Below are 22,590 nucleotides of genomic sequence, written 5' to 3'. Positions count from 1 at the left end.
CGACCACCTGCGAGCCGGGTCTACTTGAACTTGTTGCTCGTCGCCAGGTAGACCTGCTTGGCGTTCTTGCCGAGGCGCGGCCCGGTGATGAACGTGGAGCGGTCGCTCAGGGAGTTGTTGGAGACCAGGTACGTGCGGCCCTTGTAGGTCGTGAACCAGGGGCCGCCGGACGCGCCGCCGTTCATGGTGCAGCCGACCATGTACTGGGCCGGGTAGTCGCTCGGGTAGCTGTAGCCGAGGACGAAGCGCTTGGTGGCGCCCTGGCAGTGGTACATCTTCGAGCCGTCGTACGGGGCCTCGGCCGGGTAGCCGCGGACCTTCATCTTCTTGACCTTGTTGGCGGCGGGCGCGTTGAACCACACCGGCAGGGCCGAACCGAGCCGCTCCTCCAGGGACTTGGAGCCCTTCTCCGGCTTCATGTGGAGGACGGCGTAGTCGTACGCGGCGGCCACGGTGCCGTTGCTGGCGGCGCCCCCCTCGATCCAGGGGCCGGAGGTGGTGGCCCAGTCGGCCCAGGCGAGGCCGTACGGGGAGACGTTGCCCGCGCGGTAGTCCTTCGACGCCTGGGCGATGTTCAGCTTGCCCGTGTTGTTGAAGGACGGGACGAAGGCGATGTTGCGGTACCAGCCGCCGCCCTTGCCCGCGTGCACGCAGTGCCCCGCGGTCCACACGAGGTTGGACTTGCCCGGGTGCGCCGGGTCCTTCACGACCGCGGCGGAGCAGACGCTGGACCCCTGGGGCGTGGTGAAGAAGAGCTTGCCGACCGGGGCGGCGTGCTTGTGGTAGGTCGCCTTGACCTTGGTGGCCTGCCGCTTCTTGACCTTGCCGTCGGGCAGCCAGACCTGGGTGGTCTTGCCGCCGCCCGTCGCGGTGTTGCCCGCCTCGGCGACCGCCGGCAGCTCCGGGAGGTTCTCCCTGGCCTCGGCGATACGCTCCGGCGTCCAGAAGTCCTCGATGTACGGGTTGGCGAAGTCCTCCGCCTTGGAAGCCCAGTCGCCGCCGAAGTCCTGCCAGCCACCGTCCTTCCACTTCGCCAGCGCGTCACCGGTGAGGTCGGTGGGTACGCCCTCGGGGAGCTTGAAGCCGCCGACGGTCGTGTCACCGCCGCTCTCCTTCTCGCCGGTGTCGATGGTGTCGCCCGCGCCCGCCTGGGCGGTCGTCGAGCCGGAGGCCTTGGCCCCGCTCTCCTCGGTCTTGCTGCAGGCAGTGGTAGTGATCAGGACCGCGGCGATCACGGCGGCAGCGCTCGTGAGTCCGCGGCGACGTATGAATGGCATGGAGCCCGTCCCCCGTATGACTGGAACTTGTCATGCCCCCGCTTAGCTGGGGGCGGAGACAACTATGCACGCGGGCGGGCGCGAAATGATCTCCGAGGCGGCCTTCGCGGCGACTTCGCACACAACAACTACGTGGCGGATATCCGACCGTGACGTGACACGAGTCGCGGCATCCGACTCACGGTGGCGCCCCACAGAGACAATGCACAGGATCTACACATTAATTGATTCTTCATCACTCCGACACCTCCCGACTCTTGTGTACTACCCACGAGTAGGGCGAACCTGACCTGCGCATGCCACTCCGCACATCGGCATGTCCCCACCCCGGCTCCCGGCCGTCACCCCCGCGCCGCGGTCCATCAGGAGGTCGCAGTGAAGACAGGTTCACGCACGCGCACTTCGCGTCGTTTCCGCAGATCCGCAGTCACCCTCGGTGCCACCGTCGCGCTGGTCGTCGGTGTCGCCGGCAGCGCGTACGCGGCTCCGCCCGGCGCACTGCCCGCCAACGCGGAGACCCTGGAGACGACCTGGCAGCCGGCGTACGACTACGACACGGACGGCTGTTACTCGACCCCCGCGATCGGCCCCACGGGCACGGTCAACGGCGGCCTCAAGCCGACCGGTTCGCTCAGCGGCGACTGCCGCGACCAGTCCGATCTGGACAACACCAACGGCTACTCGCGCTACAAGTGCAACAACGGCTGGTGCGCGATCATGTACGACCTCTACTTCGAGAAGGACCAGGCGGTCGCGGGCAGCAGCATCGGCGGCCACCGGCACGACTGGGAGCACGTCGTGGTCTGGGTGCAGAACGGCACGGCCCAGTACGTCTCGACGTCCAACCATGGCGGCTTCACCGTGCACGCCGCGTCCGCGGTGCGCTGGGACGGCACCCACGCGAAGATCGTCTACCACAAGGACGGTATCCGGACGCACTGCTTCCGCCTCGCGGGCTCGAACGACGAGCCGCCGGAGAACCACGAGGGCACCTGGCAGTACCCGCCGCTCGTCGGCTGGAACGGCTACCCGTCCGGTGTCCGCGACACCCTCGTCGCCTACGACTTCGGCAGCGCCAACTTCGGTCTCAAGGACGGCAGTTTCGCGTCGAACCTCACGGCGGCGATGCCGTCGGGCATCTCGTTCGACCCGAACGCGTAGCCCTGCGGGATGCCTTCGGCCGGTTGAGAGGCGGCGGGGGTTGCGTGGCGGGGGTTGCGTGGCGAGTGGGGGCTGGTCGCGCAGTTCCCCGCGCCCCTGAAAGCAGGGGCTGCGCCCCCTGCTTTCGTCGCCCTGCGCCTGCCGCGATCCGTTACCCGCGACGCGCGTCCAGCGCCCTGCGCCATTCCCGTACGGCACCGGCGGCGACCGGCGCGGTCCATCCCTCGGGGCGGGCCGCGCCTCCGATGTGGAAGGCGTCGACGCGGGCGGCGCGCAGGCGCGGGACATGGTCGAGTCGGAGGCCGCCGCCGATCATGAGGCGCTGGGTGTAGCCGGGGTCGCCGCGTCGCGCGGCCTCGGCCAGCAGCACCGGGCGGCCGTCGTCGACACCGGCGCCCGAGCCCGCCGTGAGGTAGGTGTCCAGCCCCGGCAGATCCGCGAGTTGCTTGCGCAGGGCGTCCCGGTCGGCGGCGCGGTCGATCGCCCGGTGGAACGTCCACGACCGCCCGTCCAGCTCGGCGACCACCCGCTCCACGGCGTCCAGATCCGGCCCGCCGTCCTCCCCCAGGAAGCCGAGCACGAACTCCTCCGCCCCGGCCGCCCGCATGTCGCACGCCACCCGCACCAGCGCGTCCACGCGACCCGCCCCGAACCCGTCGGCGAGCCGCAGCATGACCCGTACCGGGATGTCCACGGCGGCCCGCACCTCCACGAACGCGGCGACCGTCGGGGTGAGTCCGTCGGCCCCCATATCCCTGACCAGCTCCAGCCGGTCGGCACCTCCGGTCTGGGCGGCGACGGCGTCCTCGGCGTCGAGGGCGATCACCTCCAGAAGCGCGCGCGTGGTCATGGGGCCCCTTCCGTCGGGCTGCACGTGACGACAATAGGTCTAGTCCAATTTAGCAACAACCAGGAGCGTTGACCGCGGACGTCACGTTCAGCACCCGGACGACGACCCTCCGCATCTACCCTGGTTCGGGCGCACTTCAACAAGACCGCCCGTGCGAGAGGGAGTTGTGGGGATGCTGGAGGTCTGGACGCGGAGGATGCAGCCGACGTTCGCGCGGACGGCGGACGAGGTGCTGGACACCGGAAGGGTCCTCACGCGGAACCTGGAGGCGGCGCGCAAATCACCGTAGGAGTGCCACGTCGCGGACGTGGAGGAGTTCGAGGGCCTCGCTCACACGATCACGGACCGGGCGCCGATCCTGGTCCCGGGTCCGCTTCGGACGGCCGCGTAGCCGCGGGCTGTGGTCCTGGCGTACGACCCCGTCCTGACGGAGGACGTCGCGGAGGAGCGGGCGGCCGCCCGCCGCGCCCGCGCGCGCATCTTCGACGATCCGAAAAAGCCGCGGTACCCGGCGGTCCTGGACGAGACGGTCCTGCGACGGCCGGTGGGCGGCCCGGCCGTCATGGCGGAGCAACTTCGGCACATCGCGCAGATGGTGCGACGCCGCAGGATCGTCGTCCACGTGCTGCCGCCGACGGAAGCGGCGATACCGGGATGGAGGGCATCCTGCGTCGATACGGCGGTTCGGCCGGTCCTGAGCGGCTCGCGCGCGCACGCTCAGGACCGGTCCTCACCCGACGACGGGCCCGATCAGCCCGCGCAGAGCTTCACGTTCACCGTGTCGCCCTCGGTCACGATCTTCGGGCTGTGGGGAGTCACCTCGACGACCGTGGCCGACTTGCAGCCGGGGCTGACCACCTTGGTGATCGAGCCGAGCTTCAGCTGAGCCTTGAGGAGCTGTCCCTTGGCCCCGTCCAGGTCCACGCCCGTGAGGTCGACCGGGATGGGCTCCTTCGTGAGGCCGCCCAACAGGAAGGTGGCCTTGTTGTGGTCGACGGTGGTGGTGGCGGCGGGCTGCGCCGACGTCTGTGAGACACCGGTCATGGAGGCCAGCGCCGTGCCGCCGCCCGCCACGATCAGGGCGGCGGCGACACCGGCGATGAGCGCGGTCCGCCTGCGGCGGGTGCGGTGGACCATGCCGGCCGTGTCGAAGGCCGGTGCGTCGGTGGAGTGCGCGAAGTTGTTCATAGCGTTGACCAGTTCCTCTTCGAACGATGTGCAGCCGGAAGGCCGCGGGTTGGACGAACTCACCGGATTCCTTCCATGAGCTGCTGCGGTGAAGGGGCGGAGGGTGCGGGGAGCTGGCTTCTGAGCCGGTCGATGCCACGGGCGAGTTGGGAACGGACGGTGCTCGGCGAGATCTTCAGGTCGGCCGCTATCTCGGCGTCGGACAGATCGTGGAAGTACCGCAGCACCACCACCGTCCGCATCCGCATGGGCAGTCGCTGAAGAGCACGGACCAACTGGTCCCGACTGTCGATCCGTCCGTACTCGTCGCCCGGCGCGGCCGGGTCGCCGTCGACCGGGTGCTGAGCCGTACGGCGGAATCTTCGCCAACGGTCGTTGGCGAGATTGACCATGATCCGCCGCACGTACGCGTCCGGGGCGTCCTTGGCGCTGATGGTGCGCCACTTGCGGCAGGCCCGCTCCAGGGTCTCCTGCACCAGATCCTCCGCGACGTCTCGACTGCCCGTCAGGACAAGTGCGCCCCGGAACAGCGCGGCCGACCGGGCGGCGACGAATCCATGGAAGTCCCCCTCCACCGACTCGGCCCCGCCGCTCTCGGCACCCGCTGCCCACTTGGCTGCCAGATCCACACGCTCCTCCCTTCCTGTCACCCCTCCTCGACGGGAAAGCACATGGATCTGCTGCACGGCCATGGCGTGACCTGGGTCACGTCGGCGACGCCCACCCTTCCCGCCGGCCGCCTGCTCCCGGCCCTGCCGCCAACAGCGTCACCTGCGCCACCCGTGGACTCATCGCCCCCGAAAAGGGCTACGCGGCGAAGTTCCTCGCCACCCGGTGCCGACCACCGGGTGACCGTGGCCGGGCTCGGCCGCAGGGATCGAACCCGGCCACGGCACAATGCGTACATGCCCGCCCCTGACGCCCCAGGCACCCCGAGTACCCCGGACACCCCGGACGCGGCCGAAGCCCGCCGGGAAGCCCTCCGCTACCGCTGGCTGCCCGCGCTTCTCTCCGCCCGGGACGGGGCCTGCGATCCCCCTCCGTTCCCGTATGCCGACAACCTGATCGAGCGGTGGTCGGAGCCGCAGCGGAAGTACCACACCCTTGATCACCTGACGGCGGTGCTGGACCGTGTCGAGGTGCTGGAGGAGTACGCGGCGGACCCGGACCTCGTGCGGCTGGCGACCTGGTTCCATGACGCCGTGTACCTGCCGGAACGGTCGGAGAACGAGGAGCGGTCGGCCCGGCTCGCCGACCGGGCGTTGACCGAGGCCGGCGTGCCGGAGGAGAAGGTGGCCGAGGTCGCCCGGCTGGTGCGACTGACCATCACCCATGATCCGGCCGACGACGACCCGAACGGGCGAGTGCTGTGCGACGCGGATCTCGCGATCCTGGCATCGGCGCCGGACGCGTACGCCGCCTACGCCGCCGCCGTCCGGGAGGAGTACGGGTTCGTGCCGGACGAGGCGTTCCGGGAGGGCCGAGCCGCTGTGCTGCGACAACTCCTCGATCTGCCACGCCTGTTCAGGACGCCGTACGGGGAGCGGGAGTGGGAGGACCGGGCGCGGGAGAACCTGCGGGCGGAACTGGCCGGACTGACGGGGACTGACGGAGGCCTGACGGGGGACTGACGGAGGCCTGACGGGGGCTGGCGGGGGACTGACGGGAGGACTCATCCAACGAACCGAGTCCCCCTCCGTTCCTCCGTTCCTCCGTTTCTCCGTCCCTCTGTTCTGTTTCTCCGACCCTCTCTCTGTCCCTACTGTCCGAAGGAATGCGGCCCCGCGGCCGTTGGTTGCCCATGAATATGTCCTCACCCGTCGCCGCTCCGGACCAGGCCGCCCGCTTCCGCATACCTCTCTCCGTCTACGTCCTCGGCCTCGCCGTCTTCGCACTCGGCACCAGTGAGTTCATGCTCTCGGGGCTGCTGCCGCCCATCTCCGAGGACATGCACGTGTCCATTCCACGGGCGGGGCTGCTGATCTCGGCGTTCGCGATCGGCATGGTGATCGGGGCGCCCCTGCTGGCGGTGGCGACGCTGCGCCTCCCCCGGCGTACGACGCTCGTCGCGCTGATCACGATCTTCGGTTTCGGGCAGGTCGCGGGCGCCCTCGCACCGAACTACGCCGTCCTCTTCGCCTCCCGGATCGTGAGCGCGCTCGCCTGTGCGGGGTTCTGGGCGGTCGGGGCGGCCGTGGCCGTCGCGATGGTGCCGGTGAACGCGCGGGCACGGGCGCTGGCCATCATGATCGGCGGGTTGTCGATCGCGAACGTGCTGGGCGTGCCGGCGGGGGCGTTCCTCGGGGAGCACTTCGGATGGCGGTCGGCGTTCTGGGCGGTGGCGGTGGCCTCGGCTATCGCGCTCGTCGGGGTCGTGACACTGGTTCCGGCCATTCCCCGGCCCGAGGAGCGGCCCCGGCTCGGGCAGGAGGTCCGGATCTACCGCGAACCCCAGGTCTGGCTGACCATCGCCGTCGTGGCACTCGCCGCGGGCGGCGTCTTCTGCGCGTTCAGCTATCTCGCGCCGCTGCTCACGGATGTGGCGGGGCTGGACGACGGGTGGGTGCCGTCGGTTCTCGCGCTGTTCGGAATCGGCGCGCTGATCGGCACGGCGGTCGGGGGCCGGGTCGCGGACGCCCACCTCTTCGGGGTCCTGCTCAGCGGAATCACCGCCTCCACGGTCTTCCTCGTCGCCCTGGCACTGCTCGCCGAGTACGCCGTCGCCGCCGTCCTCCTCTCCTTCCTCCTCGGGGTGTCCTGCTTCTACACCGCCCCGGCCCTCAACGCCCGGCTGTTCAACGTCGCGGGCGCCGCCCCGACCCTCGCCGGCGCCACCACCACCGCCGCGTTCAACCTCGGCAACACCGGCGGCCCCTGGATCGGCGGTGTCGTCATCGACGCGGGCTTCGGCTTCGCCTCCACGGCCTGGGCGGGCGGCGCCATCATGGCGACCGCCATCGGCACCACGGCTGTCTCGCTGCGCCTCCACCGGCGTACGCGGGCCTCCCGCCGCGTGGCCGGAAGCAGTCGCGGCACCAGCGAGGGCAACCGTGACAGCGCCGTAAATCCGGTACGTACGGACGTCTGATCTCTCTTATCCTCGCCGCCATGCGACCAATGGGTGGGGATCAGGTTCAGGAAGCCGTCGAACACGGCCTCGCGGTGCTGGGGACGGTGGTCGACCAGGACTGGGAAGGCGTCAAGGCCGGTCGGCTGGAGTGGAGTTGCCGGAACACCGCCGACCATGTCGCGTCGGACCTGATCGCGTACGCGGGGCAGTTGGCGGGGCGGCCCACGACGCGCTGGGTACCGTTCGAGATCACGACGGAGGAGTGCGAGGAGAACGCCGACGTGCTGGAGGTGATCCGGACGACCGGTGCCCTCCTCGCCGCCACCGTCAGTGCCACCCCCCGCACGGTCCGCGGCTTCCACCCGTATCCGTTCCGCGCGGCCGACCGCGAGGGCTTCGCGGCGATGGGTGTCGCCGAGGTGCTGCTGCACACGTACGACATCGCGGAGGGCCTGGGGCTCCCCGCGTCCGCGTCCGTGCCGCCCGTCGGGCTGTGCGAGTCCGTTCTCGCGCGCCTCTTCCCGCACGTCAGGCCCGGTGACGACCCCTGGGCGACGCTGCTGTGGGCCACCGGCCGGGGCGAGCTGCCGGGGCGCGCGCACGTCACGGAGTGGCGCTGGAGCAACCCGCTGCACATCGACGCTGAGCGCATCGTCCTCCAGGGCATCCACCCGGCCGCCGCGGCCGATCTCGCCGAGGGCGGCACCGGTGGCTTCGACTGGATCGTGGGCGGGCCGGTCGAGGGGACGCGGGTCGGGGCGGGCCTGGTCTTCCAGGCGTACGAGGCGGGGGTGCACCGGCCGGAGTGGGGCATGTTCGTCCTCGTGCGCAAGGAGGACGGGCTGGCCGTCGGCGCGCTCGGCTACCACGGCGCCCCGGACGAGGAGGGCCGTGTCGAGGTCGGCTACGACCTGGTCGAGGGGGCGCGCGGACGCGGCTACATGACCGAGGCGCTGCGCGCGCTGGCCGACTGGGCGCGGGAGCGGGGCCGGGAGCGGGGGGACGTACGGTCGCTGTTCGCGGTCGTCGAGAAGGCCAACGCCCCTTCGCAGGGCGTCGTTTCGCGGGTCGGCTTCGAGAAGGTGAGCGACGACTGGGGCGACGGGGAGCACGGGGAGCAGTTCGCGTACGAACTCCGCCTGCGCGACTGACGTACGCCGGGGCCAACCGTTCAGCCACCGCCGCTCAGGCCTGCGCAGCCGCCCGCCGCTCAGGCCGTAGCCCCCCGCCGCTCAGGCCGTAGCTCCCCGCCGCTTGGGTCTGCGCAGCCCCGCCTCCGTCAGCCTGCGCAGCAGTTCCTTCGAGCCCACCTCCACGGCCCCCTCCCGCACGACCTCCTCGTAGCGGTGGGACGGGATGTCGTAGTGGTCGCGTTCGAAGGCGCGCTCGGGGATGCCCGACCGCCGTGCGAACGCGTGCAGTTCGTCGAAGGATTCGTCGCTCACCAGGTGGGACCACATACGCCCGTGTCCCGGCCAGGTGGGCGGGTCGATGTAGAGGGTCATGAGGACGCCGCCTCTCCGGAGGCCTCTCCCGATGCCTCTCCCGATGCCGAGCCCAGCGTCCCCACCGCCGCGACCCGCACCCCCGCCTTGTGGCACACCCACTGCGGGTCGGGCCCGAGCTCCGGCTCCACGTCGAGCGCGTGCGGGTCGCCGTCACCGCAGACCGGGCAGAGGGGCCAGCGGCCGTACCGTTCGAGCAGGGCGTCCTGGACGTCCTGGGCGACGAGCCCGGCGACGTACGCCGCGCCGTCCGGCCACTGCTCGACCCACCAGCGGCGCTGCACGACCGCATCCTCGACCATGGACACGACATCCGCCTCGGCGACCTGGCCGGACACCAGATCGGCGATCACGAGGGCGCGGGCCGCGTGCAGCGCCTGTTCTAGCGGGCTCACGGGATCCCGGGGCTCCACGGGGTCACTGCTGGGACTCATGCCATCCATTGTGCGGCCCTTGACCATATGGCCGTACAGAAAATATCTTTCATAGTGTGAGCGATGACGTGAAGGAAATTTTCGCAACCACGGAGGGACAGGCCCCGGGCCGCCCGGCCGGAGGGCGGAGCGGCGCCGCGACCACACCCCCCACGCCTCCCGCACCCGCCGCCCTGGCAGCGAAGGTGCGGACGCTGGCCCCCTCCATGACCCGCTCCATGCAGCGGGTCGCGGAGGCCGTCGCGGGCGACCCGGCGGGCTGCGCGGCGCTCACGGTCACCGGCCTCGCCGAGCTCACCGGCACCAGCGAGGCGACGGTCGTACGCACCGCCCGCCTCCTCGGCTACCCCGGCTACCGCGACCTGCGCCTCGCCCTCGCCGGCCTCGCCGCCCACCAGGAGTCGGGCCGCGCGCCCTCGGTCACGGCCGACATCGCGGTCGACGACCCGCTCCCCGACGTGGTCGCCAAGCTCGCCTACGACGAGCAGCAGACCCTCGCGGACACGGCCGCCGGACTCGACATGGCCCAGCTCGGCGCGGCGGTCGGTGCGCTCGCCGGGGCCCGCCGCATAGACATCTACGGCGTCGGGGCGTCCGGGCTCGTCGCCCAGGACCTCACGCAGAAGCTGCTCCGCATAGGGCTGATAGCCCACGCGCACAGCGACCCGCACCTCGCCGTCACCAACGCGGTGCAGCTCCGCGCGAAGGACGTGGCCATAGCGATCACCCACTCCGGCTCGACGGGCGACGTCATCGAGCCGCTGCGGGTCGCCTTCGACCACGGGGCCACGACGATCGCGATCACCGGGCGGCCGAACGGGCCGGTGTCCCAGTACGCCGATCACGTCCTGACGACGTCCACGGCCCGGGAGAGCGAGCTGCGGCCGGCGGCGATGTCGTCCCGGACGAGTCAGCTGCTGGTGGTGGACTGCCTCTTCATCGGGGTGGCGCAACGGACGTACGAGTCGGCGGCGCCCGCGTTGTCGGCGTCGTACGAGGCGCTGGCGCATCGACATCGGACCGGGGGCCCGTCGCGGTAGGTGAGGCCAGGAACGAGCGCCCGTCAGGGGCGCGGGACCGCGACCTCCGCGGCTCCGCCGCGGGCCGCGATCAACCACGACGAACCCCCAGGCAACTGCGGCGTTCACCCCAGAGCACCAGAGCCCATGTGGACCGCCGCACCCCCGCATCGCCGCACCGCCGCACCGCTCCGTACGGAATGAGCCGCCATGCCCCCCACCTCCCCCAACACCTCCGCCCTCCCCAACCACCTCTCCGTGCGCGCGGAGCTGGAGTCGCTGACGACCGAGGCGTTCCGGCCGGAGCTGGCCGACATCGATCAGCTTCCGACGCTCGACATCGCGAAGCTGATGAACGGCGAGGACGCGGCCGTGCCGACGGCGGTCTCCGCGCAGCTGCCGCTGATCGCGGCGGCGATCGACGCGATCGCGGAGCGGATGGCGCGGGGTGGCCGGCTGATCTACGCGGGCGCGGGTACGGCGGGAAGGCTGGGCGTGCTGGACGCGTCCGAGTGCCCGCCGACCTTCAACACGGCACCCTCGCAGGTCATGGGCCTGATCGCGGGCGGCCGGGAGGCCATGGTCACCTCGATCGAGGGGGCGGAGGACTCGGCGGAGCTGGCCCGGACAGACCTCGACGCGCTCGCGCTGACGCCCGACGACACGGTGGTCGGCGTCTCGGCCTCCGGTCGCACGCCGTACGCGGTGGGCGCGGTGGAGCACGCGCGCGCGGCCGGCGCGCTGACGGTCGGCCTGTCCTGCAACGCGGCCAGCGCGCTCGCCGCCGCGGCCGACCACGGCATCGAGATCGTCGTCGGCCCGGAACTGGTGACGGGCTCGACCCGCCTCAAGGCGGGCACGGCCCAGAAGCTCGTCCTCAACATGCTCTCGACGATCACCATGATCCGCCTGGGCAAGACCTACGGGAACCTGATGGTCGACGTCCGCGCCACCAACGACAAGCTCCGCGCCCGCTCCCACCGCATCGTCGCCCTCGCCACGGGCGCGACCGACCCCGAGATCGAAACGGCCCTCACCGCCGCGGGCGGCCAGGTGAAGAACGCCATCCTCACCATCCTGAGCGGCGTCGACGCGCCCACCGCGACCCGCCTGCTGACAGCGAACGAGGGCCACCTGAGGGCGGCCCTGGCTGCGGCGATGACGACGGGCTGACACTCCGCGGGCACAGGTGGGCGCCCCGGAGCAGGCTCCGCGTCAGCTCCGCAGCGGCCCTTGGTGGACGTTCAGCTGACGAAGTTCGACCGCCAGGCGAGCAGCCGTCACGAAGTCCCTGTCGTCGTGCAGGACGACAAGACCGTGGTGAGCGGCGGTGGCACAGACCTGCAGATCGACAGCGGACAGCGCCTGATGCTCTCCCCGCCCGGCGGCCCGCAGTTGTAGTCCGCCGATCCAGTGGGGCGCGCCCTTCGGGACGGAGACGTCGTCGTAGAGCTCGGCGAACATCGCGCTGTAGGCCTCGTACTCCTTGAGGCCGCGTGCCGAGCGCAGGAACTCCGCCCGCTGCGGATAGCACGACCGGATGTCGCCGTCCATGACGACGGGGCGCCACACCTCGTGGAGACTCCGGTCCCGAAGCAGGCGCCACAGGGCCGACGAGTCCAGCAGGTAACCGCTCACGCGCGGTGGGCCTCCTTGTCCGCACGGTGCGCGGCTTCGGCCCCTTCGATGTCCCACTCCTGGGCAAGCTCGAAGTACTTGTCATGCGCGGTAGCGCGCAGAAGCCGCATGTTGTACTCCTCCAACGCCTTCGCCACCGCGGCGGTCTTCGTCCGGTGCCCGCCCAGGCGCTTGGCGGTCTCCAGCGCCTCATCGTCGATGTCGATGTGTGTCAGAGACATGCAGCCCTCCCGCGATGTACAGAATTACCGGCAATCCCTTCATCGAGTGTACATACCTCTCCGAGGTCGAGCCTGGCCTTCGGGGACTGTCAGTGGGGTGTGGCACGGTGGTGGGGATCGCTGATGTCTCCCATGTCCCATGTCCCCCATGCCTGATCTCTCATGTCTCCAGGGAAGGACCTAGCCCCGTGAACCACGCCCAGCTCACCGCCCTCGGCCGCGCCCTGCGTCTCCTAGGGGAGCACGGCGACGCGCTGAACGCCGAAAGCCCGGACGCCCGGCTGCACGAGGTGAAGGCGGACCTCAAACGAGCCCTGGACCTGCTGGACGAGACGGTCACGTCGGCCAAGCCGACGACCCGCTGCGCCGAGCATCCGAACGGCCCGGTGGACGAGGAGGCCCCCGACGGCTGTCTGTTCTGCGAGACCCGCCGCCGCGCCGCCCGCCGCACCCAGCTGAACGACAGCTACGGCCCTCCCCGCCCCACCGGCCCCGCCACCCCGACCCCCTCCCGCTACGGCGTACGGGACGACCGCCCCCAGCCCCAGGAGCGCTGGCTCCCGGAGGCGTGGAACGGCCAGGTCTGGCAGCTCTGCGGCACCCCCCGCCGCGACCGCCGCGAGGCCGAGCTGTACCTCACCGCCCAGCGCCGGGGCGCGCGCCCCGCCATCGCGTACCGCCTGGTCCAGGAGTTCACCGACTACGACGTGACGCGCATCTGGGGCGAGCCGGTCAAGGTGGACATCGAGCCGATGGGGAACGTGTGAGCGTGCCGCGCCGCGCTCCCTAATCGGCCGGCAGCGTCGTCACGGAGGACACCTTCAGGCGTACGGGGAGGGCGCCCGTGTTCAGGTTGGCCGCCAGTTCCTCGGCCTCCAGGCTGGTGAAGCTGCCGGAGATCTCGGCCTTGCCGCCGGTGATCGCGGAGCTGACGGAGGGGGCGGAGACGACCGTGCCGTCGAGAACGATGGCGAACTGGTTCTGCGGCGGGGTCTGTTGGGCCAGCCGACCGGTGACGTCGGCGAACTTCTTCGCGCCCGCCGAGGTGAAGTCCAGCGTCACGAACCAGCCCGCCCCCCGCGCCGCGTCGATGTCGGCCTGCGCGTCGGACACATCCGTGCCGGGCAGGGCGACAGGGCCGAGTTCGTACGTGTAGAGGGCGTCCTGCGTCTTCCCGCACGCGGTCAGCGGCTGTGACGGGGACGCGTCCACGACCGCCCGGCACGTGCCCTCGTCCTCCGTCGGCACCTGGTTCAGCACCGGGCGGAACGCCAGCTCGGCCGGCGCGCCGAGGGACTCCAGCGACTTCTGCCGGCCGGCCGGACCGGCCACCGTGATCTGCCGCTTCTCCTCGACCGTCACCTCGACACCCGTCAGCCCGGCCTCCTCTGCCCGGTCCCGCATCAGCCCGGCGGCCCGTTCCAGGGTGGCCGGGCTCACGGGCTCGGCGGACGTGAACGTCACGAAGGCCCGGCCTCCGCGTGCGGAACCCGAAGCGGAGGGGGAAGCGGAGGGTGAGGCCGCCGCCGTTGTGCGCGGCCTGTCCGACCCCGCCGCCTTCGAGTCACCGCCCGAGCCACTGCCCGAGCCACCACACCCGCACACCAGCCCGACCAGACACACCACCAGCCCGAACATCCTGCGCACAGCCGTCCCCCGTCCCTCGATCCGTGACCGTCCAAGCGTGAGCCTGACACGGCCGCTCGGCAAAGGGGACACCTTCACTCCAAGTGCCACCAACCGCTCAACACGGCAGCCGCCCCTCCCCGTTGACCTGCCGCACCCGCGCCCGCAACACCTCCCCCGGAGCGGCCTCGCGCAGCGTGTCCGGCGGACAGTCCCACTCCCGCCCGCCCCCGACCGGCCGCAACTGCACGTAACCGCCCTCGCGGCCCATCACCTCACCGAGCCGCCCGTTGCGTACGTCCACGGCGTACGACCGCTGCGGCGCGGTCACGTCTCCGCCGCGTTGCGCAGGACGGCGGCGAGGTTGGCGGCGACCTGGAGGTTGCAGCAGCCCAACTCGACGAGCGGGTACGGCAGTTCACTGGCCCCGGTCACCGGGTCGACGCGCAGCGACGGCAGCACGATGCCGACTCCGCGCAGCGCCTGGTCGAGCTGCTCCACGGCCTCCTCGGTCGTCCGCACTGTGCTCCGCCCCTTCGCCGCCGCTCTGTTCTTCACGTCCGCTTCCTCCACGCTGGGTTTCCGATTCACCACACAGCGTGTCTGAAGGGCCTCTAGCCTGGCCAGATACGACGCCCCAACATGGGGTCTGCTGGACAGGGAGCTGTGCCCATGCCAGGACCGAAGGATCTGGACCCGTCGTCGTCACCCCGAGCGCTTTTGGGCGCGGAGCTGCGCCATGCCAGGGACAAGGCAGGTCTCAGCCAGGAGGAGTTGGGTCAGCAACTGTTTGTGAGCGGTGCGTTCGTAGGGCAGTTGGAAAAGGCGACGCGGCGCTTGAAGCCGGAGATCGCCCGCCTCATCGATGTCGCCCTCGACACGGGCGATTTCTTCAGCCGGAATTGCACGGCGGTGGCCAAGTCCCAGTATTCAGAGCACTTCACGGAAGCAGTCGAAGCGGAAGCAGCGGCTACGGAGATCCGGCAGTACGAGCCGCTCCTGATCCCTGGGCTGCTGCAGACACCCGCGTACGCACGGGCCGTGTTCCGCGCGTATCGGCCCACGGCTTCGGAGGAGGTGATCGAAGAGAAGGTGGCCCATCGGATGGAGCGGGCCCACATCCTCGAACGTGAAACAAATCCGTTGTTTTGGACCGTGTTGGACGAGGCGGTAGTGCGTCGCGTGACAGGCGGGCGGGCGGTGATGGCGGAGGCCTTGCGCCACATCACCACCCTGGCCCGCCGGAACCGCATCATCGTGCAGGTGCTGCCGTTCGACGCGGGAGCCCACGCGTCGATGGAGGGCTCCATCAAGCTGATGGACTTCGCGGACGCCCCAACCCTGCTCTACTTCGAGGGGGTCGGCTCCGGACGCCTGGAGGACGACCCGGCCACCGTCCGGTTCCAGCGACGCACCCACGAGTTCCTCACTGCCGTCTCGCTCTCGCCGGAGAAGTCCCTAGCCATGCTCGAAGCGATGGCTCAGGATTACGCACATGAGGAACATCTCTGAGTACGACCTGAGCGTGGCCATCTGGCACAAGTCCAGCTACAGCGAAGGCAGCGGCGGCAACTGCCTCGAAGTCGCCGACAACCACCCCACCCACATCCCCGTCCGCGACTCCAAGACCCCCCTCGGCCCGAAGCTCGTGTTCCGGGCCGAGGCGTGGTCCCTGTTCGTCGAGGACCTCAAGTCGCGCTAGGCGAACGGGTTCCCGTGACCCGGTAGCTGTCTGCCCGGCGGCACATACCTCAGCCGTCCGCCCTGGTCGGTCACCGGCGTGAACCCGGCGGCCTCAAGCTGGGCGGTGTACCTGACGTGGCGACGTCGACTGGCGACGAGCCCGACGTATGCCAGGCCCATGAGCGCGGCCCAGACGCCGACGGAGACGACGACGCCGGTGGTGCCGTCCCCGAACCGGTATCCGATGCCCGCGACCATCCCGGTGATGGGGATACCCGCGAGGGCGAACCGCTGCTTGTCGGTGAACTGGCGGCCGAGGTCGAACAGCATCCGGGCCTTGAGAAGTCCGGCCTCGTCGGGCGCCACGGGCGGCAGCGAGCCCCCGTTCCGCGCGTCGGGATACCGCTCCCGGTTGCGCGCGGCCCGCTCCCGGCCCTCCCGGCTCGGGTCGGGCACGATGCGCAGCGCGAACCTGTTGTCGACCTGGTTCAGGTCCGCGTACTCGTACCCGAACTGCTGGGCGAGGAAGGCGAGTCGGGTGAGCCCCTTCATCGTCGTCATGCTGACGCTGAGCTCCACGGGCTCACCGCTCTCCATCTTCCGCAGCATTTTCCGCACATGCCTCTTACCCACCAGTGCCCCCGTTCCTCAACAACACCTACTGATCGAACAGCATTTCACCGAGGCGGCCGATCTGGCCGGGGTCCGAGGACCAGCAGTACAGGATCACCTCGTCCGCCCCGATCCCGGCGAACCCGGCGACAGCCGCCCGTACCGCGTCCGGCGTGGTCAGCAACCCCTCCGCCATGTACTCCGCGCGCCCGGTGAAGGCGTAGTAGCGCAGCAGGTTGGCGCGGGCGTCGGCGATCACGGACGGCGCCCCGGCCGCGACGTTGACCTGGGCCACGAGCTTCGGGCGCCCGGTCCGCCCGTGCTTCTCCCAGGCGGTCTCGACGTCACGGAACATCCGGTCCATGTACGCCGGAGGCAGCGCCGCGCCGAGGAAACCGTCGCCCCAGCGCGCGACACGTTCGAGGGCGGCGGAGGCGAAGCCGCCGAAGAGGACTTCGGGCCCACCGGGGGTGGCGGGCAGCGGCCCGACCGCCCCGACCCCCTCCCCGTACGGCTGCCCGGACCACGCCCGACGCAGCTGCTCCATCTGCTCGTCGAGCCGACGCCCGCGCCGCCGGATGTCGATCCCGGCGACCCGGCAGTCGTCCTCACGCCCACCCACCCCGATCCCGAAGGTGAAGCGCCCGCCGGAGAGCCGGTCCAGCGTGGCCGTCTGTTTGGCGAGGATCGCGGTGTTGTAGTGCGGCGCGAGCAGGACCTCTGTCTGGACGCGGATACGGCTCGTGGCCCCGGCGAGGGCGGCCAGCGTGACGAGCGGGTCGGGGTTGTCGTAGACGAGCCGGTCGAGCAGGCCCAGCGTGCTGAACTGGCTCTCCTCGGCGAGCCGGGCCCAGGTCAGCAGGCCGGCGGGGTCGTCGACGGGCAGACCGAGCCCGACGGGTATGCGTGCGGGTACGGCTACGGAACTCATGGCGGATCACTCCTGTGAGCGGAAAGCGGAAAGCGGAAGAAGGGCAGGGCAAATTCACTGCCGCCCGCTTCATCACCACGCACAGACAGCCGTAGACCAACCGCTGTGCGCGTCCGCTCCCGTTTCTGCGGCTTCCTACTGGAGAGCGTGATCGTCGAAGTGCCACCACGCTACTCAGCGGCCCCGCCCCCGGCGACCGATTTAACGCCCCGATCACCGCCCCGAAGCTCAAGCCCCCAGCTCCGAGCCCTCTCTCTAAGGATTGGGAGGTGGGCCTCAACCCACCCTCCCACCCGGCGAGTTGACTTGACGCGTTCGACTTGCCACGCACAGTGACGATGCTGATACCGTGCCCGCAGACGAAACAGCCCCCGCCAGGTGCTACCAACACCTGCGGGGGCTTGACCTACGAGATCGGAAACAGCGATCCCATGGCTTCTGCCAACCTTAGTGCTGCCCCCCTGCCCGCGCACGCGGACCCGCACCCTCCGCGCCCCCACCCCATGGCCAACCCGGGCTACGGCAAACGCACCGCCCCCGGCCAACACCCCCGCACGGCCCACGACTTCGCGGACCTCCCACCCCGCGAGGCAGCCATCGCCGCGTACATCGACCGCCTCTCCGAGGGCGCCGACATCTCCGTGAAGACGCTGGCCAAGACCCTCACGTACGGGCAGTGCGCGCTCCGCACAGCCCTCAACCGGCTCCAAGAAGCGGGCCACTTGCGCCGGGGCCGTGAGTCCGTGGAGACCGAGTCGGGCAGTTCCCGCTGGATCACCCGATCGTGGTTCTCCCGGACGGCACGGGACGACGACTGGTGGGCGAGGTTCACGCGGGGCGACGTACCGCAGGAGCAGGGGCAGGACCCGAAGAGATCCCCCACTCGCTCCCGCGCCCACATCCTCCTGGCCGCCCTGGGCCGGGCAACCCCCGCACTCTCCCTCTCCCAGGCGGAGTGCGCGGCGCTGGCCCCACTCCTGCTGCCGTGGTTCGAGCGAGGCGCCACCGACGAGACGATCCGCCAGGCCCTGGCCTCCGGCCTCCCGACCCCGGTCCACAGCCCGGCAGCCCTCCTCCGCACCCGCCTCGTCACCAAGCTCCCCCCGGAACCGGCACCCGCCCCCGACCCCGTACGCCCGCCTCTCCGCATGCTGGAGTGCGGTGAATGCGGCACCCCGGGCCCCCCGGAGGCCCTACCGGGCGGCATGTGCAGCGCCTGCCGGGGCGAACGCGCCCCCGCTCGACCCAACACGCCCCTGTCCTCCGCCGCAGTGCACACCCACGCGGCCCAGATCCGTGCGGCGATGTCACAACAGCCACGAGAAAGGACACCCGCATGACCGCTCCTACGGTCCGCAGGCATCACCCCAGGGCACGATGGAGGGGAGGAGGCGACGCCATGACCCCCAGCACCGCCGAACGTCCACAGATGCCCGTCGAGGACTTCGAGGAACTCGCCAGCGTGGCACCGGAGCACGTCCGGCTCGAATTCGTCGACGGGCGAGTCCGGACCAGGGACCCACTGAGCGTCGAGGACTTCGAGGAACTGGAGCGGCGGGCACCGGAGACCGTCCGGCTTGAGTACATCAACGGAAAACTTGAGGTCAAGGCCATGCCGGACGGCAACCACAGCGAGATCTTCATGTGGCTGCTGGAGCAGTGCCTGCAGCATCGCCCCGGCCTGCGTCTTTACCACGAGCGCGGAGTCAGGACCGAGGCCTACCGCAAAGGTCGCGCTCGCACGGACGGAGCTCTCGCGCAACGGGGTCACTTCAAAGGCCACGGGGAGTGGTCCGCTTCCAACGGCGTCCTCATGGTCGTCGAGATCACCTCACACGACCGCGACACCAATCAGCGAGACCGCATCGACAAGCCCGTCGGCTATGCGGCAGTCGACATCCCCGTCTACCTCCTCGTCGATCGCGACAAGGAGACCGTCGTCGTGTACAGCGAGCCGAAGGACGGCAGCTACCAGCAGATCACCCCATCCCCCTGGGGAACCCCGGTGGAACTGCCCGACCCCCTCGGCTTCACCCTGGACACGGAAGAACTGAAGGACTACGCCGACTGACCCGCCCCCCATGCCGGGCCCACCGGACTCGTGGGCCCGGCACCGCCTCAGCTGAGCGAGCCCAGCGCGGCCGGCGCGAACGGCTTCAGCTCGCCGAAGCGGCCGTCGAGCACCTTCGCGGCCCACTCCGGGTCCTGGAGGAGCGCGCGGCCCACGGCGACGAGGTCGAACTCGTCGGCCTCCAGGCTGGTCAGCAGGTCGTCGATACCCTTGAGCGTCGCCCCCTCACCGGAGAACGCGGCGAGGAACTCGCCGTCCAGGCCGACCGAGCCGACGGTGATGGTGGGCTTGCCGGTGAGCTTCTTCGTCCAGCCCGCGAGGTTGAGTTCGGAGCCCTCGAACTCCGCCTCCCAGTAGCGGCGCGTGGACGCGTGGAACGCGTCGACCCCGGCCGCCACGAGCGGGCTCAACAGCGCCCCCAGCTCCTCCGGCGTCTCGGCGAGGCGCGCGTCGTACCCCTCCTGCTTCCACTGCGAGTAGCGGAAGATGACCGGGAAGTCGGCGGACACGGAATCCCGCACGGCCGCCACGACCTCCGCCGCGAACTTCGTACGGGCGACGAGGTCACCGCCGTAGGCGTCCGTACGGCGGTTGGTGCGCTCCCAGAGGAACTGGTCGATCAGGTAGCCGTGGGCGCCGTGGATCTCCACGCCGTCCATGCCGATGCGCTCGGCCTCGGCGGCGGACTTGGCGAAGGCCGCGATGACCTCGTCGATGTCGGCCTGGGTCATGGCCCGGCCGCCCTCGGCCTCGGTGCCGTCGGTCCGCAGACCGGAGGGGCCGAGGACCGGCGCGTCCGGGAAGAGCTTGCCCTGCTGCCGGACGGCCCCGATGTGCCAGAGCTGCGGAACGATCGTGCCGCCCCCGGCGTGCACCGCCTCCGCGACCTTCGCCCACCCCGCGAGCTGCTCCTCACCGGCGAACCTCGGCACCCCGTCCGTGTCACCGGCCGTCTCGTGCCCCACGTACGTCCCCTCGGTCACGATCAGACCGACCCCCGCGGCCGCCCGCCGCCCGTAGTACGAGGCCACGTCCGCCCCCGGCACACCACCGGGCGAGAACACCCGCGTCATCGGCGCCATGGCAATGCGGTTCGGAACGGTCAGACCGTTGATCGTGACGGGTCGGGACAGTACCTCGGAGGCGCGGGAGACGGAGGTGGAGGTGGAGGCGGTGGTCACGTGGGGACTCCTCGGGGGACATCGGATGGAACATGCACTACATGCGCACGCATCTAGCGTCTCTCCTCCCAACCGCCCCGCCCGGCACGGAATTCCGCCGCCGCACCCGCGTCCGATGTGACCCCGGACACGCCCGAGGGCGGCACCCCCTGCGTCCAGGGAGTGCCGCCCTCGGTACTGAAGGACTGTGATCGACCAGGGTCGATCAGAAGTCCATGTCACCGCCCGGCATGCCGCCACCGGCACCGGCGCCGGCACCGGCCTTCTCCGGCTTGTCGGCGATGACGGCCTCGGTGGTGAGGAAGAGCGCGGCGATGGAAGCGGCGTTCTGCAGAGCGGAGCGCGTGACCTTCGCCGGGTCGATGATGCCCTCGGCGATCATGTCGACGTACTCACCGGTCGCGGCGTTGAGGCCGTGGCCGACGGGAAGGTTGCGCACCTTCTCGACGATGACGCCGCCCTCAAGACCACCGTTGACGGCGATCTGCTTGAGCGGGGCCTCCAGGGCGAGACGCACGATGTTGGCGCCGGTCGCCTCGTCACCCGTCAGCTCAAGCTTCTCGAAGACCGAGGAGGCCTGGAGCAGGGCCACGCCACCACCGGCGACGATGCCCTCCTCGACGGCCGCCTTCGCGTTGCGAACGGCGTCCTCGATGCGGTGCTTGCGCTCCTTGAGCTCGACCTCGGTCGCGGCACCGGCCTTGATGACGGCCACGCCGCCCGCGAGCTTCGCCAGGCGCTCCTGGAGCTTCTCGCGGTCGTAGTCCGAGTCGCTGTTCTCGATCTCGGCGCGGATCTGGTTGACCCGGCCCTGGACCTGCTCGGAGGAGCCGGACCCGTCGACGATGGTCGTCTCGTCCTTGGTGATGACGACCTTGCGGGCACGGCCCAGGAGGTCGATGGAGGTGTTCTCGAGCTTGAGACCGACCTCCTCGGAGATGACCTCGCCACCGGTGAGGATGGCGATGTCGTTCAGCATCGCCTTGCGGCGGTCACCGAAGCCCGGGGCCTTGACCGCGACGGACTTGAAGGTCCCGCGGATCTTGTTGACGACCAGGGTCGAGAGGGCCTCGCCCTCCACGTCCTCGGCGATGATCAGCAGCGGCTTGCCCGACTGCATGACCTTCTCCAGGAGCGGGAGCAGGTCCTTGACGTTGGTGACCTTGGAGTTGGCGATGAGGATGTAGGGGTCCTCGAGCACGGCCTCCATGCGCTCCATGTCGGTCGCGAAGTACGCCGAGATGTAGCCCTTGTCGAAGCGCATGCCCTCGGTGAGCTCAAGCTCCAGACCGAAGGTCTGCGACTCCTCGACGGTGATGACGCCTTCCTTGCCGACCTTGTCCATCGCCTCGGCGATGAGCTCGCCGATCTGGGTGTCGGCGGCGGAGATGGAGGCCGTGGAGGCGATCTGCTCCTTGGTCTCGACCTCCTTGGCCTGGTCGAGCAGCGCACCGGAGACGGCCTCGACGGCCTTCTCGATGCCGCGCTTCAGGGCCATCGGGTTGGCACCCGCGGCGACGTTGCGCAGGCCTTCGCGGACCAGCGCCTGGGCCAGGACGGTCGCGGTCGTCGTGCCGTCACCGGCTACGTCGTCCGTCTTCTTCGCGACTTCCTTGACCAGCTCGGCGCCGATCTTCTCGTACGGGTCCTCGAGCTCGATCTCCTTGGCGATGGAGACACCATCGTTGGTGATCGTGGGGGCGCCCCACTTCTTCTCGAGGACGACGTTGCGGCCCTTGGGGCCGAGCGTCACCTTGACGGCGTCCGCGAGCTGGTTCATGCCGCGCTCGAGGCCGCGCCGTGCCTCCTCGTCGAACGCGATGATCTTGGCCATGTGAAGTGGTCCTCCCGGACAGGGGGTGGATTTCTCCGGACCGTGCTGGCGCCCGCGACGGACGGCTCGCCGACCTCGTGGTTCCTTGCCCCACATGGCCTGCGGGCCTCACCGACCCGATCCTCATTGTCACTCTCACCTTCAGAGTGCTAACGCCAATGATTAGCACTCGGCATGGTCGAGTGCAAGCGCCTCTCGATGATCCGCAGGTGAACGCGCCCCCTCACCCCCGTGCGCGACCCCCCGCGCGACCCCGCCCCGGACCCGTCGGTGACCGCACGCGGACCGG

Annotated in this window: 26 protein-coding genes and 1 pseudogene; 12 read left to right on the top strand and 15 right to left on the bottom strand. The window is 70.4% G+C overall.

What is annotated here, in order from left to right; all coding sequences use genetic code 11:
* Positions 1–20: 20 nt before the first annotated feature.
* Positions 21–1,277 (bottom strand): serine protease, encoded by a 1,257-nt coding sequence (locus OG622_RS26945; protein ID WP_371579192.1) that lies wholly within the window; start codon positions 1,275–1,277, stop codon positions 21–23.
* Between the two features lie 375 nt (positions 1,278–1,652).
* Here OG622_RS26945 and OG622_RS26940 point away from each other — a divergent pair, with 375 nt between their 5' ends.
* Positions 1,653–2,438 carry an NPP1 family protein gene (locus tag OG622_RS26940; protein WP_371579191.1) on the top strand — a complete coding sequence of 262 codons (786 nt, stop codon included), beginning with the start codon at positions 1,653–1,655 and terminating at the stop codon, positions 2,436–2,438.
* 151 nt (positions 2,439–2,589) lie between these two features.
* Here the strand turns inward: OG622_RS26940 and OG622_RS26935 are convergent, their stop codons facing one another.
* Positions 2,590–3,288 (bottom strand): copper homeostasis protein CutC, encoded by a 699-nt coding sequence (locus OG622_RS26935; RefSeq protein WP_371579190.1) that lies wholly within the window; start codon positions 3,286–3,288, stop codon positions 2,590–2,592.
* Between the two features lie 400 nt (positions 3,289–3,688).
* Here OG622_RS26935 and OG622_RS26930 point away from each other — a divergent pair.
* Positions 3,689–3,889, top strand: a pseudogene (locus tag OG622_RS26930) (Scr1 family TA system antitoxin-like transcriptional regulator); the annotation flags it as partial.
* A gap of 149 nt (positions 3,890–4,038) precedes the next feature.
* On the opposite strand, the gene OG622_RS26925 reads toward OG622_RS26930, so the two are convergent.
* Together OG622_RS26925 and OG622_RS26920 are read right to left on the bottom strand one after the other, a co-directional pair.
* On the bottom strand, positions 4,039–4,476 hold the full coding sequence (locus OG622_RS26925) for a hypothetical protein (protein ID WP_371579189.1): 438 nt from the start codon (positions 4,474–4,476) through the stop codon (positions 4,039–4,041).
* Positions 4,477–4,535: 59 nt separating this feature from the next.
* Positions 4,536–5,105, bottom strand: coding sequence for a SigE family RNA polymerase sigma factor (locus OG622_RS26920; protein WP_371579188.1), 570 nt, complete (start codon positions 5,103–5,105; stop codon positions 4,536–4,538).
* 276 nt (positions 5,106–5,381) lie between these two features.
* On the opposite strand from OG622_RS26920, the gene OG622_RS26915 reads away from it, so the two are divergent.
* The 3 genes from OG622_RS26915 to OG622_RS26905 all read left to right on the top strand — a co-directional run bounded on the left by OG622_RS26915 (position 5,382) and on the right by OG622_RS26905 (position 8,697).
* On the top strand, positions 5,382–6,107 hold the full coding sequence (locus OG622_RS26915; RefSeq protein WP_371579187.1) for a hypothetical protein: 726 nt from the start codon (positions 5,382–5,384) through the stop codon (positions 6,105–6,107).
* 176 nt (positions 6,108–6,283) lie between these two features.
* Positions 6,284–7,564 (top strand): Cmx/CmrA family chloramphenicol efflux MFS transporter, encoded by a 1,281-nt coding sequence (locus OG622_RS26910; RefSeq protein WP_371579186.1) that lies wholly within the window; start codon positions 6,284–6,286, stop codon positions 7,562–7,564.
* A gap of 29 nt (positions 7,565–7,593) precedes the next feature.
* A complete protein-coding gene (locus OG622_RS26905) occupies positions 7,594–8,697 on the top strand; it encodes a GNAT family N-acetyltransferase (protein ID WP_371584225.1) in 1,104 nt (367 codons plus the stop codon).
* 81 nt (positions 8,698–8,778) lie between these two features.
* On the opposite strand, the gene OG622_RS26900 is transcribed toward OG622_RS26905, so the two are convergent.
* Both OG622_RS26900 and OG622_RS26895 read right to left on the bottom strand, forming a co-directional pair.
* Entirely contained in the window at positions 8,779–9,051 is a 273-nt protein-coding gene (locus tag OG622_RS26900) for a DUF4031 domain-containing protein (RefSeq protein WP_371579185.1), read from the bottom strand.
* Positions 9,048–9,485, bottom strand: coding sequence for a hypothetical protein (locus tag OG622_RS26895; RefSeq protein ID WP_371579184.1), 438 nt, complete (start codon positions 9,483–9,485; stop codon positions 9,048–9,050). Before OG622_RS26895 ends, OG622_RS26900 begins: the two co-directional genes overlap by 4 nt.
* Positions 9,486–9,541: 56 nt before the next feature.
* On the opposite strand from OG622_RS26895, the gene OG622_RS26890 reads away from it, so the two are divergent.
* Both OG622_RS26890 and murQ read left to right on the top strand, forming a co-directional pair.
* Positions 9,542–10,525, top strand: a complete 984-nt coding sequence (locus tag OG622_RS26890) for a MurR/RpiR family transcriptional regulator (protein WP_371579183.1) — start codon at positions 9,542–9,544, stop codon at positions 10,523–10,525.
* 189 nt (positions 10,526–10,714) lie between these two features.
* Positions 10,715–11,677 carry an N-acetylmuramic acid 6-phosphate etherase gene (gene murQ, locus OG622_RS26885; RefSeq protein WP_371579182.1) on the top strand — a complete coding sequence of 321 codons (963 nt, stop codon included), beginning with the start codon at positions 10,715–10,717 and terminating at the stop codon, positions 11,675–11,677.
* Positions 11,678–11,719: 42 nt separating this feature from the next.
* Here the strand turns inward: murQ and OG622_RS26880 are convergent, their stop codons facing one another.
* Both OG622_RS26880 and OG622_RS26875 read right to left on the bottom strand, forming a co-directional pair.
* A complete protein-coding gene (locus tag OG622_RS26880; RefSeq protein WP_371579181.1) occupies positions 11,720–12,142 on the bottom strand; it encodes a PIN domain-containing protein in 423 nt (140 codons plus the stop codon).
* Complete coding sequence (locus OG622_RS26875; protein WP_060891249.1) at positions 12,139–12,363, bottom strand: type II toxin-antitoxin system VapB family antitoxin; 225 nt, start codon at positions 12,361–12,363, stop codon at positions 12,139–12,141. The genes OG622_RS26880 and OG622_RS26875 overlap by 4 nt, the downstream gene beginning before the upstream one ends.
* 188 nt (positions 12,364–12,551) lie before the next feature.
* On the opposite strand from OG622_RS26875, the gene OG622_RS26870 reads away from it, so the two are divergent.
* Complete coding sequence (locus tag OG622_RS26870) at positions 12,552–13,130, top strand: hypothetical protein (RefSeq protein WP_371579180.1); 579 nt, start codon at positions 12,552–12,554, stop codon at positions 13,128–13,130.
* Positions 13,131–13,149: 19 nt separating this feature from the next.
* On the opposite strand, the gene secD is transcribed toward OG622_RS26870, so the two are convergent.
* The 3 genes from secD to OG622_RS26855 all read right to left on the bottom strand — a co-directional run bounded on the left by secD (position 13,150) and on the right by OG622_RS26855 (position 14,547).
* Complete coding sequence (gene secD / locus OG622_RS26865; protein ID WP_371579179.1) at positions 13,150–13,827, bottom strand: preprotein translocase subunit SecD; 678 nt, start codon at positions 13,825–13,827, stop codon at positions 13,150–13,152.
* 280 nt (positions 13,828–14,107) lie between these two features.
* The gene (locus OG622_RS26860; protein ID WP_371584475.1) at positions 14,108–14,320 is read right to left on the bottom strand and encodes a hypothetical protein; all 213 of its coding nucleotides are present in this window, start codon (positions 14,318–14,320) and stop codon (positions 14,108–14,110) included.
* Positions 14,317–14,547: a hypothetical protein gene (locus OG622_RS26855; RefSeq protein ID WP_371579178.1), complete on the bottom strand. Its 231-nt coding sequence runs from the start codon at positions 14,545–14,547 to the stop codon at positions 14,317–14,319. Before OG622_RS26855 ends, OG622_RS26860 begins: the two co-directional genes overlap by 4 nt.
* A gap of 114 nt (positions 14,548–14,661) precedes the next feature.
* Between OG622_RS26855 and OG622_RS26850 the strand changes: the two genes are divergently transcribed.
* Positions 14,662–15,501, top strand: a complete 840-nt coding sequence (locus OG622_RS26850; protein WP_371579177.1) for a Scr1 family TA system antitoxin-like transcriptional regulator — start codon at positions 14,662–14,664, stop codon at positions 15,499–15,501.
* On the top strand, positions 15,485–15,691 hold the full coding sequence (locus tag OG622_RS26845) for a DUF397 domain-containing protein (protein WP_371579176.1): 207 nt from the start codon (positions 15,485–15,487) through the stop codon (positions 15,689–15,691). Before OG622_RS26850 ends, OG622_RS26845 begins: the two co-directional genes overlap by 17 nt.
* On the opposite strand, the gene OG622_RS26840 is transcribed toward OG622_RS26845, so the two are convergent.
* Together OG622_RS26840 and OG622_RS26835 are read right to left on the bottom strand one after the other, a co-directional pair.
* Positions 15,688–16,305 (bottom strand): hypothetical protein, encoded by a 618-nt coding sequence (locus OG622_RS26840; protein WP_371579175.1) that lies wholly within the window; start codon positions 16,303–16,305, stop codon positions 15,688–15,690. The two genes, OG622_RS26845 and OG622_RS26840, sit on opposite strands and share 4 nt — an antisense overlap.
* A gap of 25 nt (positions 16,306–16,330) precedes the next feature.
* A complete protein-coding gene (locus tag OG622_RS26835) occupies positions 16,331–17,215 on the bottom strand; it encodes an LLM class flavin-dependent oxidoreductase (RefSeq protein ID WP_371579174.1) in 885 nt (294 codons plus the stop codon).
* A 431-nt stretch (positions 17,216–17,646) separates the two neighbouring features.
* On the opposite strand from OG622_RS26835, the gene OG622_RS26830 reads away from it, so the two are divergent.
* Together OG622_RS26830 and OG622_RS26825 are read left to right on the top strand one after the other, a co-directional pair.
* Positions 17,647–18,555, top strand: coding sequence for a hypothetical protein (locus OG622_RS26830; protein ID WP_371579173.1), 909 nt, complete (start codon positions 17,647–17,649; stop codon positions 18,553–18,555).
* A 59-nt stretch (positions 18,556–18,614) separates the two neighbouring features.
* Positions 18,615–19,286 carry a Uma2 family endonuclease gene (locus tag OG622_RS26825; protein WP_079023865.1) on the top strand — a complete coding sequence of 224 codons (672 nt, stop codon included), beginning with the start codon at positions 18,615–18,617 and terminating at the stop codon, positions 19,284–19,286.
* A 47-nt stretch (positions 19,287–19,333) separates the two neighbouring features.
* On the opposite strand, the gene OG622_RS26820 is transcribed toward OG622_RS26825, so the two are convergent.
* Both OG622_RS26820 and groL read right to left on the bottom strand, forming a co-directional pair.
* The gene (locus OG622_RS26820) at positions 19,334–20,467 is read right to left on the bottom strand and encodes an NADH:flavin oxidoreductase (protein ID WP_371579172.1); all 1,134 of its coding nucleotides are present in this window, start codon (positions 20,465–20,467) and stop codon (positions 19,334–19,336) included.
* Positions 20,468–20,672: 205 nt separating this feature from the next.
* On the bottom strand, positions 20,673–22,301 hold the full coding sequence (groL, locus tag OG622_RS26815; protein WP_371579171.1) for a chaperonin GroEL: 1,629 nt from the start codon (positions 22,299–22,301) through the stop codon (positions 20,673–20,675).
* Between the last annotated feature and the right edge of the window lie 289 nt (positions 22,302–22,590).

This window comes from Streptomyces sp. NBC_01314 (genome assembly GCF_041435215.1).
Lineage (GTDB): Bacteria > Actinomycetota > Actinomycetes > Streptomycetales > Streptomycetaceae > Streptomyces.
This window is presented reverse-complemented; position numbering and strand designations above follow the sequence as displayed.